This is a genomic window from Cohnella silvisoli (assembly GCF_021190915.1).
Classification (GTDB): domain Bacteria; phylum Bacillota; class Bacilli; order Paenibacillales; family Paenibacillaceae; genus Cohnella; species Cohnella silvisoli.
In genome coordinates this window covers 16041-34089 of record NZ_JAIOAP010000012.1, presented here as the reverse complement: position 1 = coordinate 34089, position 18049 = coordinate 16041, and the positions used below count along the sequence as shown (strand labels likewise).

19 protein-coding genes are annotated in these 18049 nt (G+C 50.6%); 14 read left to right on the top strand and 5 right to left on the bottom strand.

Annotated elements, in window-relative coordinates; all coding sequences use genetic code 11:
• The first annotated feature begins 142 nt into the window (after nt 1-142).
• Complete coding sequence (locus K7P76_RS20915; RefSeq protein ID WP_232187263.1) at nt 143-3160, top strand: efflux RND transporter permease subunit; 3018 nt, start codon at nt 143-145, stop codon at nt 3158-3160.
• 202 nt (nt 3161-3362) lie between these two features.
• On the opposite strand, the gene K7P76_RS20910 is transcribed toward K7P76_RS20915, so the two are convergent.
• Nucleotides 3363-4007, bottom strand: coding sequence for a YktB family protein (locus tag K7P76_RS20910; protein WP_232187262.1), 645 nt, complete (start codon nt 4005-4007; stop codon nt 3363-3365).
• Nucleotides 4008-4252: 245 nt separating this feature from the next.
• Here K7P76_RS20910 and K7P76_RS20905 point away from each other — a divergent pair, with 245 nt between their 5' ends.
• Nucleotides 4253-4852 carry a YkzI domain-containing protein gene (locus tag K7P76_RS20905; RefSeq protein WP_232187261.1) on the top strand — a complete coding sequence of 200 codons (600 nt, stop codon included), beginning with the start codon at nt 4253-4255 and terminating at the stop codon, nt 4850-4852.
• A gap of 109 nt (nt 4853-4961) precedes the next feature.
• Here K7P76_RS20905 and K7P76_RS20900 read toward each other — a convergent pair whose 3' ends face one another.
• Nucleotides 4962-5495, bottom strand: coding sequence for a YceI family protein (locus tag K7P76_RS20900; RefSeq protein ID WP_232187260.1), 534 nt, complete (start codon nt 5493-5495; stop codon nt 4962-4964).
• 170 nt (nt 5496-5665) lie between these two features.
• Between K7P76_RS20900 and gnd the strand changes: the two genes are divergently transcribed.
• Complete coding sequence (gene gnd, locus K7P76_RS20895; RefSeq protein WP_232187259.1) at nt 5666-7081, top strand: NADP-dependent phosphogluconate dehydrogenase; 1416 nt, start codon at nt 5666-5668, stop codon at nt 7079-7081.
• Nucleotide 7082: 1 nt separating this feature from the next.
• Here gnd and K7P76_RS20890 read toward each other — a convergent pair whose 3' ends face one another.
• Nucleotides 7083-7367 (bottom strand): hypothetical protein, encoded by a 285-nt coding sequence (locus K7P76_RS20890; protein WP_232187258.1) that lies wholly within the window; start codon nt 7365-7367, stop codon nt 7083-7085.
• Between the two features lie 126 nt (nt 7368-7493).
• On the opposite strand from K7P76_RS20890, the gene K7P76_RS20885 reads away from it, so the two are divergent.
• Nucleotides 7494-8030, top strand: coding sequence for a shikimate kinase (locus K7P76_RS20885; RefSeq protein ID WP_255678677.1), 537 nt, complete (start codon nt 7494-7496; stop codon nt 8028-8030).
• 10 nt (nt 8031-8040) lie between these two features.
• Here the strand turns inward: K7P76_RS20885 and K7P76_RS20880 are convergent, their stop codons facing one another.
• Nucleotides 8041-8346 (bottom strand): rhodanese-like domain-containing protein, encoded by a 306-nt coding sequence (locus K7P76_RS20880; protein ID WP_232187257.1) that lies wholly within the window; start codon nt 8344-8346, stop codon nt 8041-8043.
• A gap of 80 nt (nt 8347-8426) precedes the next feature.
• Here K7P76_RS20880 and K7P76_RS20875 point away from each other — a divergent pair, with 80 nt between their 5' ends.
• The 6 genes from K7P76_RS20875 (at nt 8427) to ptsP (ending at nt 14850) form a co-directional block, all read left to right on the top strand.
• Nucleotides 8427-8804 carry a fluoride efflux transporter FluC gene (locus K7P76_RS20875; protein WP_232187256.1) on the top strand — a complete coding sequence of 126 codons (378 nt, stop codon included), beginning with the start codon at nt 8427-8429 and terminating at the stop codon, nt 8802-8804.
• On the top strand, nt 8801-9181 hold the full coding sequence (locus tag K7P76_RS20870; protein WP_232187255.1) for a fluoride efflux transporter FluC: 381 nt from the start codon (nt 8801-8803) through the stop codon (nt 9179-9181). The genes K7P76_RS20875 and K7P76_RS20870 overlap by 4 nt, the downstream gene beginning before the upstream one ends.
• A 22-nt stretch (nt 9182-9203) precedes the next feature.
• Nucleotides 9204-10496, top strand: a complete 1293-nt coding sequence (gene aroA / locus K7P76_RS20865; protein ID WP_232187254.1) for a 3-phosphoshikimate 1-carboxyvinyltransferase — start codon at nt 9204-9206, stop codon at nt 10494-10496.
• A 34-nt stretch (nt 10497-10530) separates the two neighbouring features.
• Entirely contained in the window at nt 10531-10959 is a 429-nt protein-coding gene (locus tag K7P76_RS20860) for a CoA-binding protein (protein WP_232187253.1), read from the top strand.
• A gap of 292 nt (nt 10960-11251) precedes the next feature.
• Nucleotides 11252-13099, top strand: a complete 1848-nt coding sequence (locus K7P76_RS20855; RefSeq protein ID WP_373692457.1) for a glucose PTS transporter subunit IIA — start codon at nt 11252-11254, stop codon at nt 13097-13099.
• Nucleotides 13096-14850, top strand: a complete 1755-nt coding sequence (ptsP, locus tag K7P76_RS20850) for a phosphoenolpyruvate--protein phosphotransferase (RefSeq protein ID WP_232187251.1) — start codon at nt 13096-13098, stop codon at nt 14848-14850. Before K7P76_RS20855 ends, ptsP begins: the two co-directional genes overlap by 4 nt.
• Before the next feature lie 90 nt (nt 14851-14940).
• Here the strand turns inward: ptsP and K7P76_RS20845 are convergent, their stop codons facing one another.
• On the bottom strand, nt 14941-15462 hold the full coding sequence (locus tag K7P76_RS20845) for a type 1 glutamine amidotransferase domain-containing protein (RefSeq protein WP_232187250.1): 522 nt from the start codon (nt 15460-15462) through the stop codon (nt 14941-14943).
• A 78-nt stretch (nt 15463-15540) separates the two neighbouring features.
• Here K7P76_RS20845 and K7P76_RS20840 point away from each other — a divergent pair, with 78 nt between their 5' ends.
• The 4 genes from K7P76_RS20840 (at nt 15541) to ccpA (ending at nt 18038) form a co-directional block, all read left to right on the top strand.
• A complete protein-coding gene (locus K7P76_RS20840; RefSeq protein ID WP_232187249.1) occupies nt 15541-15948 on the top strand; it encodes a VanZ family protein in 408 nt (135 codons plus the stop codon).
• Between the two features lie 76 nt (nt 15949-16024).
• Complete coding sequence (locus K7P76_RS20835; RefSeq protein WP_232187248.1) at nt 16025-16435, top strand: TraR/DksA C4-type zinc finger protein; 411 nt, start codon at nt 16025-16027, stop codon at nt 16433-16435.
• 99 nt (nt 16436-16534) lie between these two features.
• The gene (gene ytxJ / locus K7P76_RS20830; RefSeq protein WP_232187247.1) at nt 16535-16894 is read left to right on the top strand and encodes a bacillithiol system redox-active protein YtxJ; all 360 of its coding nucleotides are present in this window, start codon (nt 16535-16537) and stop codon (nt 16892-16894) included.
• Between the two features lie 130 nt (nt 16895-17024).
• Entirely contained in the window at nt 17025-18038 is a 1014-nt protein-coding gene (gene ccpA / locus K7P76_RS20825; RefSeq protein ID WP_232187246.1) for a catabolite control protein A, read from the top strand.
• The last annotated feature ends 11 nt before the right edge of the window (nt 18039-18049 follow it).

The following is an 18049-nucleotide window of genomic DNA, read 5'->3' as shown; positions in this document are numbered from 1 at the left end:
GACAGAGACTTCAGCCGGAACAAATATCCGACTTTAGTCTAGGTTCAAGTCCGGTCTTCAGCCGTTTTCCGCAAGACCGGTCATTCCGTTATGCTAATGCCAAGAGTAATGAAAACGATGGAGTGGAAGGGGAAAAAGCTAAGTGAAAAGTATTATTACCGGTGCATTTCGCAACAAAGCAGCCATCATTATTTGTATTTTGATGGTATTAGTCATGGGGGTATTCAGTTATACGAAACTGCCTATGGAATTTCTACCGGAGGCGGATAACCCGCAAGTCACGGTATCGGTTATTGGACCTGGATACGATGCTACAACGATGGAGAAATCCGTAACGGACCCATTGGAGCAGGCGCTTGTCGCCATTAAAGGGAAAACGGATGTATTCTCGACTTCGGGAGATGGATTTTCCCAAGTCAACCTTAACTTCGATTCCAAAACGAATATGAAAGAAGCGAAGACGGAAGTCGAACGCGCGGTTAACGCGGTTAAGCTGCCGGATCGGGTATCCCCGCCATACATCGTTCAATTCAATACGTCGATGATCCCGATTTCCTTCGTAACCCTAACTTTTAATGAGGGGGTAACGGATGCTCAGAAGGAAAAGATCGAGCAGCGCGTGTACGACGAATTCCGTTCGATCGACGGCGTCGGGCAAGTGCAGCTATCGGGCAAGTCGCAGCCGAAAGTAAGCATTACTCCGGATTTAGCCAAATTAGCCGCCAAAGGCGTGCCGCTTCAAGCTCTGTATGGTGTCTTGCAGGGACGTGAAACCTCTGCTTCCGTGGGCGAAAGCATTCTAGACGGCCAAACGGTCGGGCTGAATGTGACTGCCAAGCTTAAGGACATTGAAGCGGTGAAGAAACTTCCGGTCGCTGAAGGTGTATTGCTAGGCGATGTAGCGGAAGTAAAGATCGACCCTGACGTGGAAAGCGTTAATCGAGTAGACGGCAAAGACGCACTGCAACTTGTCGTTTCCAAAGGAGCTAACTCCAACGCGGTTAAAGTCGGAGAAGGCGTAGTGAAAGCGATCGAGAAAATCAATACGGAAATTAAAGAAGCGAATATGAAGCTGCTTCTCAGCACTTCGGATCAAGTCGTTCATTCGGTTAACAGCATGATGAGGGAAGTATTGCTTGGCGCTTTATTCGCTACCGTGGTCATTCTTCTTTTCATGCGTAACGTTAGAGCGACCCTCGTGACTGTTATATCGATCCCGTTATCGTTAGCGGCTACTCTTTATTTGCTAGATATGTCCGGCATTACGCTGAACATCCTCACGCTGGGCGGGGTTGCGGTAGCGGTAGGACGTCTGGTTGACGATAGTATCGTCGTCATCGAGAATATATTCCGCCGGTTGCAGAAGGAAGCCTTCTCGAAAGAACTGATTATCGATGCTACAAGAGAAGTCTCAGTTGCTATTACGACATCTACGTTAACGACCGTCGCCGTATTTCTGCCGATGAGCTTGTTGCGCGGGTCGCTGCAATCTTTCCTTCTTCCGTTCGCTTTAACGATGACCTATGCGTTGCTGTCTTCACTGGTAGTCGCATTAACGGTTATTCCGTTGCTAAGCTCTGGCGTACTGAAAAATTCACAAATTAAAGAACATAAGCCATCCAAGCGTTTTACCCGGTTGCTTGATTGGAACTTGCGTCACAAGTGGATTCCGATCATCGGTGCAGTAATATTATTATTTGCTTCAATCGCCACTTATATGTCAATTCCTAAAGGTGCGATCGATCAATCCAGCGCTTCCAACCTTAACGTTACTTTGGAGTACCAAGCGGATACTCCGGTAGCCCAAGTGCGCGAGAATGGGTTAAAGCTTGAATCCACCCTAATGAAGCTAGATGGCCTTGACTGGTTAAGCATGTCGATGGGCAATAGCGCGGATGCAGCTAAGTACGGCTCGGTAACGTCCCCGACGATCGTTACTTATGCAATTCAAATGAAGAAGGGCGCAGACGCTGAAAAAATAATCGACGCGGTCAAAGCCGAACGCGCCAACTACCCAGGTGCTGATTTGAGCGCAGGTGCAGGTAATATGTTCTCGAACGGAAACTCAACTCAAGTATTCGTTGACGTAACGGGAGACGATCTGAACGCCATTACTAAAACTGCCGATGATGTCATCGCCAAGATTAAACCGATTAAAGACGTTCTAAAGGTTCAAAGCAACCAAGAACAGAAGAAGACGGTTTATACGCTTGAAGTCAATGCGACGGAAGCGAAGGGGGGAGACATCGCAACGCAACTGCAGGGCATGCTTAATCCGTTTCCGATCGGCAGCTTGAATGTTGACGGACAGTCGCTGAGCGTTCTGCTTGAGCCATCGCTTAATCCTAAAACCGAGAGCGATCTTTCCTCTCTGACTGTGATGACCGACAAAGGTCCGAAATCGGTATCCAGCGTTGCGAAGTGGGTAAAGACAGAACAAGCGACGAAGTATTTCCATAAGGACGGCAAGAGCTATGTCCGCGTTTCCGCTGCGGTCGAACCGTCCCAGTTATCGATCGTCGGCGCAGAAATCAAGAAACAATTGCAAGACGTAAAACCGCCTGAAGGCGTTAAATTAAATGTCGGCGGTGCATCAGCCGATCAATCTGCCGATATGTCGAGCTTGTTCATGATGATGCTCGTTTCAATCGGAATCGTATACTTGCTCATGGTCATAACGTTCAAGACGTTAAAAGCACCGCTAGCCATTATGAGCTCGATCCTGTTCGTGCCTATCGGCGCCGTACTCGGTCTGATCGTTACGGGAGTCACTCCGGACTTTACCGCAATCTTCGGCGTCGTCATGCTTATCGGTATCGTCGTAACGAATGCGATCGTGCTTATCGACCGCGTGAAGCACAACGAAGAGAAAATGACGATTCGCGAGGCATTGCTGGAGGCTGCCGGAACGCGTATGCGTCCGATCCTCATGACGGCTATCGCTACGGTGTGCGCAATGTTCCCGCTCGTGTTCAGCACTTCGGAAACAGGCAGCATCGTGTCCCAGAGCTTGGCAATCGTCGTCATCGGCGGTTTGGTCGTTTCGACCGTGCTTACCCTAGTCATTGTCCCATGTATTTACGAACTGCTGTACTTCCGTAAATCAGCACGCCAACGCAAAGCTGCGGCAACCGCGCTTCGCGAGGTGGCGGCGCAATAAGTTTCAACAAAAAAGGGAGCTTGCAGATGATGCAAGCTCCCTTTTTGTTGTTGGGAATAAACAATTGCTGCGGGTTTAACATCATGACCTATTTTTCCGGGGTACCATTATCCCTCTCGCTCAGTGAGGGTTTTACGAAGTATGGACCTGATCGAAGGGGATAATGGTCATAAGCGCGGCAATCCCCACGATAATTAGCCGATCAAGCAAAAGCCAGACGGTATAAAGGAAGAAGCGTCCGGAACGTCGATTCCACGAGCTGTATGAAAGCCTCCCCATCCGCAAGCAGAGGGTCGCCCCGTTGAATGTGAATGCCGCATGTTAACTCGGATGCCTTGACGGTTTTCAGCCGCGTGAGCAGATCCGCGAGATCCTCTTCGGACAAATCGCTATGCGTAAGTCCGGTGGGAACCATATGATCCTTGGACCATACATAGTGATCGGGGACCGCGCTGCGAATGGAATCCAGCTCGCCTAAGGCACGTTCAGCAAAAATATTTTTATTTGGGCATTCATAGATGATGGCGAACTGAACGAACACGTGAGTGGACCATAGTCCGATTTGGAAATGGGGATGGGCTTTGTAACCCCGCTTGTTATTCGCGAAAGCGACCCAAGAATCATTGGGCGCATTAACCGTTCTGCGAGCGTGCTTAGCAACGTGGGTAAACATTTCCTCTTGGCACAATCCACCGAGAAATTGCGATATGGATTCCCCGAGAAAATGGAATTTCGGCCTTACCCGCTCAATTAGCGCATCCATTCGCGATTCGAGCCCGCTAATTTCGAACACCTCGAAATCGCGATCGTCAAATCCTTTGAAAGTTTCCATAGTAGTTGTACTCATTCGTATATTTCTCCTCGCAAAACCTGTGATAGGAACATTATAGCATTCAGTAAATGCCTTTGCTCTTATGTTTCTAAGGTCTTTTCCAGGCTGATTCCGGCGCTTTGAAAAAATAGGATGGAAAATAGTCAAGAAACCAAGTTGCCATAACATAAGATGGAGTATAAGATAGAAGTAAGCAACAATATTCAGAACATTCGGTCAATTACTCAAACCATGCGCTTAACGCAGGAGGGGGGATGGCCGTGAACCGCAGTCATGAAGTGGAATACTGCAACCTGGAGCTTCGCTTCGACCGCCGCCAAATTCAGAATCTGATTCGTGAGCTGATCCAGGAAGGTTATTCCTTGTACTGGAACGAAAGCGAGCATCAATTCATCGTATCCGTAAGGACGGGGCGCAAGCTGCTCAAGTTAACATTCCTAAGGGTGCTCAATCGTTACAAAATGGTAGGAGATTACCTGGTCAAGGATGAGAAGCTGGCGCATTGGATCGAGAAGCTCATCAACGACTCCCGCGGCCACGCCATTGTAAAAAGGTTTCACGACCGTCAAGTGCTCAGAATCGAGAACATCATGTTCGGTGAAATTATCCGTCTCGTGGAGGTGTCCGGCATGGAACATCGGATTATTTTTCAAAAAAGGCCGCAAATTACGGTAGAAGACATGGTTCAGGCTTTCAAATCCAAGAGGGCCGAACAGCGCGCGGGTGTCTTGCGTCTCGAAATCGATTATGAACTGGCGGTCCTTCACGAAGCAATCGTAAACGGGTGGAGCGAGACAGTTGAATCGAGCAAAGAGAGACTAAAAGGCATGCGCACCGAGATGTTGCTTTTGGAGCTGTAATCGGGCAGTAAATCCATATAGCGATTAAAAAAGCGGAGTATTCCTCATGGATCGACGAGGTATACTCCGCTTTGTTTAATTAAATGAAAATGATTTCTCTTAAGTCGAATTAGTCGGCTTTTGCGAATTCCAATTCGATGTGTACTTTGATGGCGTCACCAACAAGAAACCCGCCTGTTTCTAGCGTTGCATTCCAAGATAGTCCGAATTCGGAGCGGCTGATGACGCCGTCGGCAGTAACGCCCAACTTCACGTTGCCCCAAGGATCTTTAGCGGGACCAGCAAGCTCTGCGTTCAAAGTAATCGACTTCGTCACGCCGGCGATCGTGATGTCGCCTGTAAGCTTGTAGTCGTCCCCGCCTTTAGATTCGAGAGCCGTCTTTTTGAAAATAATTTGCGGGAACTGCTCGGCATTGAAGAAATCCGGGGATTTCAGATGGCCGTCGCGTCCTTCGTCTTTGGTGTTAATGCTGTTGACGTCGATTGTAATCGTAGCTTCTGTGCCGGAAAGATTGTCTGTATCCGCGGTTACAACCGCATCGAAATCGTTAAAGCTTCCACGAACGTTTGTAATCATCATGTGACGAACGCTGAAGGTGATGCCGCTGTGAGATTTGTCTAAATTCCAGTTGCTTGTTGTCATTAAAATCACTTCCCTTTACTATTTATATATACTATTAAATAATAAGTAACGAAGAAAAGCAACAACAAATTTAGGCCAGTTTGGAAAAGCAAATGAAGGTTTTCATCTCTGGGCAAAAAGAGTACAATAGTTTTATTCTGAAAATTTTGTACTAAAGGATGAATAAAACCATGTCGAATGCAAACATTGGTGTCGTCGGCTTAGCCGTAATGGGACGTAATCTCGCTCTGAACATCGAGAGCCGCGGATTTACCGTTGCGGTATACAACCGTTCACCGGAAAAAACGCACGATTTGTTGAACACGGATGGGCAAGGGAAAAATCTCGTTGGAACTTATTCCGTAGAGGAGTTCGTGAACTCCCTAGAGAAGCCGCGCAAGATTTTGATCATGGTTCAAGCGGGAGCGGGCACGGACGCTACGATTGAATCGCTCATTCCCTATCTTGATAAAGGCGATATTATCATCGACGGCGGAAACGCTTATTTCCCGGACACGCAACGTCGCAGCAATGATCTTATGGCAAAAGGGTTTCATTTTATCGGAACGGGAGTATCTGGGGGAGAAGAGGGCGCGCTGAAAGGCCCGTCGATTATGCCAGGCGGACCGGAAGAAGCGTATCGTTTAGTCGAACCTATTCTTACAGGCATCTCTGCTAAGGTGAACGGCGATCCTTGCTGTACATACATTGGACCTGACGGTGCCGGCCACTACGTTAAAATGGTTCACAACGGAATCGAATACGGCGACATGCAGCTGATCTGCGAAGCTTACCAATTGCTGAAGGACGTGCTGGGCGTTTCCACCGACGAGCTGCACAGCATTTTCAGCGAATGGAACAAAGGCGAGCTCGACAGCTATCTGATCGAAATTACGACCGATATATTCGCGCAGAAGGATCCTGAAACCGGCAAGCCGATGGTTGATGTTATTCTAGACGCCGCCGGGCAAAAAGGAACAGGCAAATGGACGAGCCAAAGCGCGCTCGATTTGGGCGTTCCGCTCTCCATTATTACGGAATCCGTTTTCTCCCGTTTCCTCTCCGCGATGAAGGAAGAGCGCGTTGCCGCAAGCAAAGTGCTTAAAGGACCGAAAACGAGCGCATTCCAAGGCGACAAAACCGCATTCATCGAAAGCGTGCGGAAAGCCTTATTCGCAAGCAAAATTTGTTCCTACGCGCAAGGCTTCGCCCAAATGCGCGCCGCTTCCGAAGAGTACAATTGGAACCTGCGTTACGGCGCTATCGCGATGATTTTCCGCGGCGGTTGCATCATTCGCGCGCGTTTCCTGCAAAACATCAAAGATGCCTACGACCGCGAGCCGCAGCTGCGCAACCTGCTGCTGGACGAATACTTCAAAGACGTTGTGGAAGCTTACCAAGATGCATGGCGCGAAGTGGTGTCCACGGCCATCGCTTACGGCATCCCGGTGCCTTCATTCGCGAGCGCTATCGCTTACTACGACAGCTACCGCTCCGAGCGCCTACCTGCTAACCTGCTTCAGGCGCAGCGCGATTACTTCGGTGCCCATACATTCAAACGTCTGGACAAAGAAGGCTCCTTCCATCACAACTGGATTAATTCCTAATTCAGTCGTGCTTAAGAAGCTCGCTTAGCATGGCGCGGAAGCACTCCGTTTCCTGATTGCTGGGACTGCGCCGATGCAGAAGCAGCAAGGCCATATCCGCGAAACAGGCAAAATGGGCAAGCAGCTGTGGCCGATCGAGCCCCGACCATTCGGGAGCTCCGTCGGCCACTTTTTTCTTGATGAATCCGAGCGCCCAAAGGACGTCTTCCCTGCACAACGGGTAAGAGGGATCCAAGAGGTGGCGAAGCGGTTGTTCGATCTGCGGAGCCAATCGTTTATTATCCAAGTGCAGCATCACCTTTTACAATGTGTGGGTACACTATCAAAGTTACGGAAAAACTCGTCGTTTTATACCTTCGGAACGATATGATATGATATAAAAAGCGTAAAAACTAGGAATGGGGAACTTGTTTTGAGCGGAAACGACTCAAGCCGCAATATTATCATTGTCGGTTTCATGGGGACGGGCAAATCGACGGTCAGCCGATTGCTGGCGGAGCGTCTCGGTTGGGAAAGCAAAGACACGGATGAAGAGATCGAAAGGTTAGCCGGACGGTCCATTAAAGAGATGTTCTCGGAAGACGGGGAAGAGGTTTTTCGCGATTGGGAAAGCAAAGTACTTGCGGATGTTCTAGGCAGAGGGCGTCAGGTGGTGGCAACCGGAGGCGGAGCGGTGCTTCGTGAGGTTAACCGGCGCGCGATGTTATCCGGGGGATGGGTTATCGCGCTTACGGCGGACAAGCAAAGCTTGATCCGTCGCGTAACGAGCGCCGCTGCGGCGGGGACGCGGCCGCTTCTGGCAGGCGATGCGGAGGAGCGCGTAACCGCCCTGCTCGAGACGAGGCGGCATGCCTACGATTTCGCGCACGTATCGGTGGATACGACCCAGCGATCGCCTTCGGAAGTGACTGAATTGTTGATTCGTTGGTTACCTCAGCCTAAGTCATAAAAGGCTTGGCTTAAGGAAGTTTCGTCCACGCAAGCATTCCGCCAATGAGGTTGGTAGCGCCTTTATACCCTAAAGAGGCCAAATACTGGCAAGCCTGATCGCTTCGGTAGCCGCTGCGGCAGATGAAGATGACTTCCTCTTCTTTAGGAATTTCGTCCAGACGTTGCGGAACTTGGCCAAGAGGTAAATGAACAGCTCCCGGAATGATTCCTTGAGCGACTTCCTCGTCCTCGCGAACGTCGATGAGATGAATATTCTCGCCGGCATCGAGCCGTTTTTTTAATTCCTCGACTGTCGTCGTTGCATATGAGCTCATGATCGGTCATCCTTTCCTTTGAATATAGGTTCATCATAAGAAACTGCGCATGGGGCTGTCAATGAAGGAGCGAGGAAATCTTGAGGATCGCGCTTGGTATTGCCGCCGCTGGCTTTCTTGGGGCGGTCACGCGTTATGAAATCGGATTTTTATTCCCGCAAGGTTCGGCGTCTTCCTTCCCTTACGCAACGCTATTCATTAATTTGTCCGGTTCTTTGCTTTTGGGTCTTTTAATCGGTTGGTTGTCCCGTCGAAGCGCTCCTGCTTGGTTCGGCGAAGTGATGGGTACGGGTTTTATAGGCTCGTTTACAACCTTCAGCGCTTTTAACGGACAGTTATGGCAGTTGTGTCAGCATGCAGCTTATTTTTCCGCAGCAGCTTACCTGTTGTTAAGCGCGGTTGGCGGATGGTTGCTTGCGACAGCCGGTTTGACCTGGGGAAGGGGCGCAGCTGCATGAACGAATCGGGGCTAGTCATTTTGGTCGGAATTGGCGGAGCGCTGGGTGCGCTTATGCGTTACGGGATCGGACGTTTATTCGTCGCCAAGCATAAACCGAGTTTCTACGGAACGTTAATCGTTAATCTTGCCGGTTCGTGCGCGATGGGATTGTTTATTGGGCTTCACTTAGAGCAAGAGCATCTTGCGGCTTATGCCTTTGCGGTCATTGGCATATTAGGCGGATTAACGACATATTCCACATTAAACGTACAGAAAGCAACGATGTGCCAAAAAGGATCCCGGATTACGTTAGCGTTATATTTGGGTGCTACTTACTTTGGGGGTTTTGGTTTAACCGCAATCGGCGTCGGATTAGGTGATCTTCTACATACATAGTCAACGAGGAGCGTGTTTGTTCATGGATATGATCGTTACCCCTACAAGAAGTCTTAAAGGTGAAATTCAAGCGTTATCCTCCAAAAATTATACGACCCGCTACTTGCTCGTTTCAGCGTTAGCGGAAGGGACAAGCACGATTTTATATCCAGCCCACAGCGAAGACGGAGAGGCGATGCGCCGCTGTATTCACGATCTAGGCGCGGTTGTGGAAGAGGACGACGAGAAGATCGTCATTACCGGATTCGGTCGGCATCCTCATCCGACGAAGGAGTTGGACGTAGGAAATGCGGGAGCGGTTTTGCGGTTTATTATGTCCATAGCCGCGTTGCTTCCGGAGGTCAACTTCGTCAACGCTTATCCTCAATCGTTAGGTAAACGGCCGCATGACGATTTAATTACGGCACTTGAAAGTATGGGCGTGCAAATCGAGCATCAGAACGGACGCCTGCCGATGACGATTCGCGGTGGAAATCCGCGCGGCGGCAAAATACAAGTTTCGGGAAGCGTAAGCTCCCAATTCTTAAGCTCGTTATTGTTCTTGACCCCTCTTCTTGACGAGGACAGCGAGATCGAAGTATTGCATGATTTGAAGTCCAAAGTCGTTATCGGCCAAACATTAGAGGTGCTTGCGCAAGCGGGCATAACCATAGAAGCTTCCGAGGATCTTATGCGCTACCGGATTCCCGGCAAACAGAAGTACAAGGCTCAGACGTACACGGTGCAAGGAGATTACCCGGGTTCTGCCGCGATCTTAGCCGCGGCGTCGGTAACGGAGTCCGATGTCATTGTCCATCGCCTGTTGGAGGAGAGCAAGCAAGGGGAACGCGCCGTCGTTGACGTTCTTAAGGCGATGAACGTCCCGCTTACGCATGAGAACGGTATCGTTCATGTGAAAGGCAACGGACGTTTGACCGCAGTGGAGTTCGACGGAGACGAATTTACGGATGGAGTGCTGGCTATGGTTGCAGCAGCCGTATTCGCCGAAGGCACTTCCCGTTTCTATAACGTCGAGAATTTGCGGTACAAGGAATGCGACCGGATTACGGATTACTTGACGGAGTTGCGCAAAGCAGGGGCAAGAGTAGAAGAGAAGCAAGACGAGATTATCGTTCACGGCCGCCCGGAAGGGGTAGAAGGCGGCGTGGAAATCGACGCCCATTACGATCACCGGGTCATCATGGCGCTCACGATCGTGGGCTTGCGCTCCGCGCAGCCGATTCGGATCAAGGATGCGCATCATGTCGCCAAATCGTACCCGATCTATTTCGATCATCTCAAATCGCTTGGCGCTCAAGTGGAGTGGGTAAACTAATCCGAACTTACCAAGATGAAGGAGGCACATAATCATGTCATACGTTCATCCGTCCCGCGAAGAGATCAAACAAATTTTGCTGGACTCCCAGACGATTGCCGTAGTCGGCTTGTCGGACGATCCGTCCAAAACCTCGCATATGGTGTCCGAAGCGATGCAGCGCAAAGGTTACCGGATCATTCCGGTTAATCCGAACGCGACTTCTATTTTAGGCGAAACAAGCTATGCCTCACTCAAAGACGTACCCGTTCCGATCGACATCGTTAACGTCTTCCGCCGCCCCGAGCACACGCCTCCCATCGCGGTGGAGGCCGTAGCCGCAGGTGCCAAGGTTCTATGGCTCCAGCTCGGTATTTCCAATGAAGAAGCCGCAACAATCGCCACGGAAGGCGGGCTCAAAATCATTATGGACCGCTGCATCAAAGTAGAGGACTCCATCCTTCTCCCGCACGGTAAAAAATAAAAATAGGCAATGGAAAATTGTCTGGTTGTAAGGTTAAAGCTAATAAGATGACCCCTTTAGGGGGCAGAGATGTATCTCTCGTAAGAGTTTACGTCCGCCTCTGGGAGCCCATTGCCACCTTGTAATCTAATCGAGGCAATGGGCGGACAGGATGCGGCTGGAGAGAGATACATCGTCGCCCCCAATACTATGGTCATCTTTTTCGCTTTTAAGCCTTAACGACAATTTTCCATCGGAAAGGAGGGGGAGAAACTTGTTTGGAGTCGGTTATCTCCAACGGTTGGGCCGGGCCATGATGCTCCCGATGACCGTGCTTCCCGCGGCCGCCATATTCCTCATGTTATCGCGATTGCCTTGGGATTCACTCGGCTGGCCGCAAGTTCCGGAACTTCTGCACGCCGCTGGAATGGCTATCTTTCAGTTCGTTCCTTACGTATTCGCGATCGGCATCGCGCTCGGAATGTCCAACCAGACCGCTACCGCGGGCATGGCCGCTTTAACGGGAATGTTTATTTTTCATATCGTCACCCATACTTACGATCCCAACGGCGTTCAACCGTCCATGTTCGCCGGCGCCGTCATCGGCATCGTGTCCGCTTGGGCCCATGACCGGTTCAAATCCTTTCAATTGCCGGAATTCCTGCAGTTTATCGGGGGATCCCGGTTTGTTCCGCTATTCATGAGCATCGTTTCGTTGATTTTCGCCTGGATCATGATCGCGGCAGGCGAAGGGTTGAAGAGCTGGGCGGCATCCGCGGGAATGCTCGTTAACTCCGCAGGGGGCTTCGGAGTTTTTCTATACGGATTTCTCCATCGTATACTCGTTGCTTTCGGCCTTCATCATATTTTGAATCATTTATTCTGGTTTCAGGTCGGCGAATTCAAGGGTGCCGATGGGGCCGTTTATTTCGGCGATTTACCGCGTTTTTTCGCGGGAGATCCGTCTGCCGGCATATTCATGGCGGGATTGTATCCGACGATGATGTTTGCCTTGCCGGCCGTCGCTTTCGCGATCATCCACGAAGCACGGGAAGATTTGAAGCCAAAGACGAGCAAGCAGTTCCGGATGGCCGCGCTCGGTTCCTTTCTTACGGGAATTACGGAGCCGGTCGAATTCGCGTTCTTATTCGTAGCTCCGTATTTGTTTCTCGTGCATGCGCTTTTGTCCGGCGGAATCATGTGGCTAGTCTATGAACTGGATATTCGTCACGGATTTACCTTCTCAGCGGGTGCGCTTGAGTATTTGGTTAATATGCCGCTGGCCAAGCGGGGCTGGCTGCTGATTCCGATAGGCGTCGCAGTGGGAATTATCTATTACGTCATGTTCCGTTGGAGCATCCGGCGTTTTCAATTGGCGACCCCGGGCCGGGAGGACGCGACAAGGTTGGACGACTGGGCGGGCGATATTCCATACCGCGCTCCTTTGATCCTGCAAGCTTTGGGCGGTAAAGAGAACATGATCAGGCTTGAAGCATGCATCACTCGCCTTCGACTGACTTTGGAGGATGACCGAAAAGTGGATGTGCAATCGCTGCGTCACTTAGGAGCGGCGGGAGTCATTCGGCTAGGCGGCGGGCATGTTCAGGTCGTATTCGGTACGTTTTCGGAGCTGATTCGCGAAGAGATACATAAGCATATGCAGACGGATGTGCAGCAGATTCAATTCCACTCCCCCGTGCAAGGCAGAATGATTCCTCTGGAGGAAGTCGACGACCCTATTTTCGCTAAGCGGCTCGTTGGCCGAGGTGTGGCCTTCATTCCCGAAAAAGGCGAATTGGTCGCTCCGATTCAAGGAAAGGTCATTCACATTCATCCTTCCTTGCATGCGATCGGATTGTTGACGAAAGACGGGTTGGAAGTGTTGCTGCATGTCGGGATCAATACTTCGCATCTGGAAGGAAAAGGCTTTACGATGCTGACCAAGCTAGGGGACGAAGTATCGCCTGGACAGCCGTTAATGAAATTTAACATTCAAAGCCTTAAGCAGCATGCGAAATCGCTCTCGACGCCAATGGTTATAACGAATCCCGAAATCGTGAAATCTTGGCGTTTCGCTCCGTATAAGGCAGTCAAAAAGGGTCAAGCCGCTGTAATGTCTGTTGTCGTGCATGAGAGAGAGAACAAGGGGGCGGAGAAATGATTCAAGCGTTAGGGGCCTCGCAAGGAATTGCCATCGGTAAAGCGTTCGTTCTGCCGCATTGGGAGTGGGAGCTGCCGGATCAGAAAATCGATGTGGCCGATTTAGCTAAGGAATTCGACCGCTTGTATGAAGGGATAAGGCGCTCCAAAACCGAGATCAACCAGATGAAAACGGAGCTGGATGAAGTCGTTGGGTCGGAGGAAGCGAGTATTTTCGATGCCCATTTAGCTATTCTGGAAGATCCGGTGTTCATGAACGAAATTCAGGGCATCATTCAACGGCAGTATAAAGTGGCGGAGGTGGCCGTTAAAGAAGCTATCGACCATTTCGTGACCATGTTCGATCTCTTGGACGACGAATATATGAAAGAACGCGCGCTCGACATTAAGGACGTCGGGAACCGTCTCCTCAAACACCTGCTCGGAGCTCCGGATATCGCCCTTCCCGAAGATACTCAGCCATTCGTGCTCGTCGTACGCGAACTGTCGCCTTCTCAGCTCGTTCACCTTAAGCCGGACCTTGTGCTGGGCATCGTTACGATGGTGGGGAGTCCGACCTCGCATTCGGCGATCATGGCCCGAGCTTTCGGTATTCCGATGGTCATGGGAGTAGAAGGAAAGCTGGAGCTGACGATCGGGACAGGGGATTTGCTCATCATCGACGGCGGAACCGGATTGCTGCAAGTGGATCCGACTCCGGAAATGGTGTCTCGCTACACGGAAATACGCAAACGCCAGCTTGCCGCGAGAGAGCAGCTGTTGACGATCGCGGAAGTGCCTGCAGTTACGCAGGATGGGGTATCGTTGACGCTGGCGGCGAACATTAGCTCGCTTAAGGAATTAGAGGCGGCGCTTAACAATGGGGCGGAAGGCGTAGGATTGTTTCGTACGGAATTCCTTTACATGGACCGGAATCAGTTTCCAACCGAGCAAGAGCAGTTCGAAGTTTATCGGGCTGTCGCGGAGAAGCTTAACGGCGAGACTTTAATCGTTCGCACGCTTGACATTGGCGGAGACAAGCAGCTTGATTATTACGAGTTGCCCGAAGAAGAAAATCCGTTCCTCGGATTCAGGGCTATCCGGTTTAGCCTAGAACGTAAAGATTTGTTCAAAACCCAGCTGCGCGCCATCCTTCGCGCTTCTCAATACGGAGACGTACAAATCATGTACCCGCTTATCGCTTCCGTCGAAGAGGTAAGGGAAGCGAACGAGGTGTTAGCCGAAGCCCAGCGGGAATTGGTCGAGGAGGGTGTCCCTCACCGTTCCGATGTCAAAGCCGGCATTATGATCGAGGTTCCGGCAGCGGTCGCGATCGCGGATTTGCTGGCGGACGAAGTGTCGTTTTTCAGTATCGGAACGAATGATTTGATTCAATTCACTTTGGCCGTCGATCGGATGAACGAGCAAATCAGTTATTTGTATGAGCCGTATCATCCGGCCATTCTTCGCATGCTGCGAACCGTTACGAACGCGGCCAAGGCGAGCGGAATTCCGGTCAGCGTATGCGGTGAAATCGCCGGCGACGTGAACGCGTTGCCGATATGGCTAGGACTCGGTATCGAAGAATTAAGCTTGTCCGCCCAAGCGATCCTGCCGGTCAAAGAAAGCATGCTGCGCACGAAGGCTTCGGACAGCCGCAGGCTTCTAGAGCAAATGTTCCGTTGCAAGACGGCACGCGAAGTACGGCGTCTGGCCGAAAGCTTCCATGCGGAAGCCGCGCTTGCCCCGGGCAACGCGCAACCGCTTCTCTAAAGCGATCGACCATTTTCACGGTGTCGCACAAAAAAGCCTTCATTCCGAGGGATTGTGATAATCCGAAGGTATGAAGGCTAGAATTGTAGTTTATCTCCCGAACAGCAAATCGCAGAAGGCTTTGGCATAAGGCGGAAGATCCGGCGGCCTGCGGGCCGATACGATGTTACGGTCGATAACGACCGCTTCGTCAAGCCAGATTGAGCCGGCGTTCTCCATGTCGTCCCGAATTCCGGGCGTTGAAGTTACGGTTCTGCCCTCGAGTATTTTGGCGGAAATGAGCACCCAGCCGGCGTGGCAAATTTGCCCGATCGGTTTGCCCGAATCGTTCATTCGGCGCACGAAATCAAGGACGCGGGGGTCGCGGCGGATTTTGTCGGGCGCCCAGCCTCCGGGTACGAGCAAGCCGTCGAAACGATCGGCATCCAATTCGTCATACGAGATATCGGCTACGGCCGGCACGCCGTATTTGCCGATATGCTTGCGTCCTTTTTCCGGACCGGCGTACAATACTTCGGCACCTTCTTCCCGGGCTCTATAAACCGGATACCAAAGCTCCAAATCTTCAAATTCATCATCTAGCAAACATACGACTCTTTTGGTTGTTGTCATTATTGCAGTCCTCCATCCCTGTCCCAATCATGGGGTCGTCAGAATCTATTGTACCGGAAATGAAGGGAGAACGAAATCTTGGCCCAAAAATGGAGATACCTGCCGGCTATATTTTGCATGCTGGCCATTTTCATCACCTCCTCAAGGAGCGGCGAACAATTGGACAGTATTCTTCCCTGGGTGCAGAAGTGGTTGCCCGGTTTAACCGATTTTAATCCGATGCACTACGTCGCCTATTTCATTCTCGGACTGACGGTTGCTTTTGCGATGGGACGGAGAGCTGCTACGTGGCGGGGATTAGCGCTTAATGTCGCGATATGCGTGCTCTACGGCTTGACCGACGAGTGGCATCAGTCTTATGTCCCCATGAGGTCTCCCGATCCTATGGATTTGCTGCACGACGGAATAGGAGCCGCGGTTGCCGGACTGATTGTTCTGATCTTTTTCGTCCTATTTAATAGGCGCGGTTCCAAATATTACACCTAGGAATGAAGCAGGATATCATCCGTTTCGTCGCGAATAAGTTACGAGAAAGCTCTTTATTTCTAAGGAGAGAATCCCGTTGCTTAAGCGCTGTTCTTGCGGTGGAGATATGAATCTCGTGCTCCGTACCGTTATTTTCGCCAAAAAAGTGAATATCAACAACGTTCCGGTTTACAATTGTTCCATGTGCGGAAGAAACGATGTGTTCCCAGGCGTTAAAGAGGATGTCGGTAAGCTGGTCGGCCAGTTGGGATCGAAGCCCTCGCCGCGCAGCATTCCGTTCGATCAAGTGCATGAATGGGCAGGGGTTCTATCCCAAGCTATGAATCGTTCCGATTCGTTGCAGGCAGCCGTTATTGCCCGAGCCGCCGAGGAACGGGTCAACCAATTGCTGGATTTATGGCTGATAGCCTCATCGTTAGAGGATGAAACTTGGAAGATGGAATTGTCGAACCGTTTATCTCAATTGAGCGGCCAATACATATCGTAGTGATCAAAAACGGTAAGCGGGGGTCGTATCCCCCGTTTTTTTGCGAATGGTTCTTTTTTCTGATACGATTATCATATTGACTCTAAAGGAGGCTGAAAGATGGCGGGCATTCAACAGCTTATGACGGTTGAGCAATGGGACGATGCATTAAAAGCGAGTTCCGATAAGCCATTGCTTATTTTCAAACATAGTACGAGTTGCTCGATCAGCGCCGGGGCACACGAAGAATTAATGCACTACATAGAGGATGCGGCGACTGCTCCGGTAGATTTTGCAATCGTCCACGTCATCGAGGAACGTCCGGTAAGCAACGCGATCGCCGAGCAATTAGGAATCAAACATGCCTCTCCGCAAACGATTCTTGTGAAGGATGGCCAACCGGTGTGGGATACCTCGCATTGGCATATTACGTACTCTTTCCTATCGGAAAAGCTTGGATCTTCTGTGAACAACCCCTAATCTCAACTTCATGCGGTCAATAAACCACATGTCAGATTGCTAAACATGCGGTTTTGTCGTATGATTACCTTAATAATCCATGACCGGACAAGCTTATGCATCCAGGTCACGAACATTGGAGCGAACTATTGTGACGGTAACCATTTACGACGTGGCACGCGAAGCTGGTGTTTCGATGGCGACAGTATCTCGAGTCGTCAACAACAATCCGAATGTCAAACCGCAAACCCGCAAGAAGGTATACGAAGCCATTGAGCGTCTCGGCTATCGGCCTAATGCTGTTGCTCGCGGTTTAGCGAGCAAGAAAACGACAACGGTCGGCGTTGTCATCCCCGATATTGCTAATGCGATATTTGCTGAAGTCGCACGGGGCATCGAAGATATTGCCAATATGTATCATTACAATATTATTCTTTGTAATGCGGACAAACGTAAAGACAAAGAGATCAGAGTCATCAATACGCTCTTGGAGAAACAGGTCGACGGCTTGTTATTCATGGGCGGCGCGGTGACGGACGAGCACGTCCAAGCTTTCAAATCTTCTAATGTTCCAATCGTGCTTTGCGCGACGACCGACGAGAAGAGCTCGATCCCGTCCGTGGACATTAACCACGAAGATGCTGCTTTCGATGCGGTTAATCGACTCATCGAAGAAGGACATAAGTCGATTGCCATGATCAGCGGCACTTTGCAGGATCCAGCGAACGGTTACGCTCGTTACCAAGGCTACAAACGCGCGCTTTCCCAAGCCGGCTTGCCGTACCGCGAGGAATTCGTCAGAATCGGCAATTATAAGTACGAGTCAGGTATTGAGGCAATGCAATATTTCCTCGATTTGCCCGAACGTCCTACGGCGGTATTCTCCGCGACGGATGAAATGGCGATCGGAGCGATACATTGCATTCAGGATGCCGGTCTCAACGTTCCCGAAGACGTTTCCGTCATCAGCGTGGACAACAGCCGTATTTCTTCCATGGTTCGCCCTCTTCTGACTACGGTGGCACAGCCGATGTACGATATCGGCGCTGTCTCCATGAGGCTTCTCACGAAGCTGATGAAGAAAGAATCCGTGGAGAATTCCAAGGTGACTTTGCCGCATGAATTAATTACTCGCCGTTCCGTTACGGGGCCTAAAGGCAACTAAAGGAAATGAAT